Origin of the sequence: Kitasatospora papulosa, from assembly GCF_000717245.1 — a bacterium.
GTDB classification, from domain to species: domain Bacteria; phylum Actinomycetota; class Actinomycetes; order Streptomycetales; family Streptomycetaceae; genus Streptomyces; species Streptomyces papulosus.
Window position 1 is genome coordinate 1 of the sequence record NZ_JNYQ01000062.1, and the last position, 855, is coordinate 855.

The 855-nt window shown below is 71.9% G+C and carries 1 protein-coding gene; it reads left to right on the forward strand.

Annotation, left to right across the window (positions count from 1 at the left end; genetic code table 11):
- The first annotated feature begins 129 nt into the window (after positions 1 to 129).
- Positions 130 to 735 (forward strand): hypothetical protein, encoded by a 606-nt coding sequence (locus IA22_RS0133695; RefSeq protein WP_030125871.1) that lies wholly within the window; start codon positions 130 to 132, stop codon positions 733 to 735.
- The last annotated feature ends 120 nt before the right edge of the window (positions 736 to 855 follow it).

Here is an 855-nt window from a genome sequence, read left to right on the forward strand (position 1 = left end):
TTGCACGTCAGCGGGGGTGGAATGGTTCCGGGACGGCTGGTGGGCGCGTGATCGTTGCAGCCGACGGGCGCCGGCCCCACGCTGGTTGAGCACTGACCGGACGAACGACCCGACGGGGGATCCACCACCATGAACAAGCTCCGCACCGCACTCGCCACCGCAGCCGCCGCCGCACTGGGCCTCGCGGCCCTCGCCACAGCCCCGGCGCAGGCCGCTGCCCAGCCCGCCTTCCTCGCCGCCTCCCAGATGCCGCCGTCATCGACGCCGTGGACCGCCACCCAGGTCTTCACCGGCGTCCCGGAGAACGGCGGCGTCCTCTGCGCCCCGTACAAGATCCCGGCGCAGAACACCCGCTACCGCGAGTTCAGCACCGAGCTCGACACCAACGGCGTCCAGGTCACCACCGTCGCCCCTACCGAGACCGACGCCGTGAAACTGGTCGACACCCTCCGCGGTGCCCTCGCCGGCTGCGGCCCCCTGCTGGAGCAGCAGAACCCGGGCCTGCAGGCCGTCGGCACCTCCCACGGCAAGCTCGCCGTCGAGGAAGGCGCCTGGGTCTACAGCCTGGACACCGCCGACCCGCAGATCGGCATCTCCGACATCCACCTGTTCTCCGTCGGCCGCGACGGCCGCACCGTCACCCTCGTCCGCTGGGGCCAGATGGGCGACCTCGAGGACGCCCCGCTGACCGCCTTCCGCACCACGACCAAGACCGCCGTCAACAAGCTCCACTGACCCGAGGGCTCCCCCGAGGGCTGACCACAGTTCAACAGCGGCGCGGCCGGAACCCGGCGCGCCGCTGACGAGCCCACCTGCTCCGCCGACGGCGACCACTTCCTGTCCCTCACCAGCATC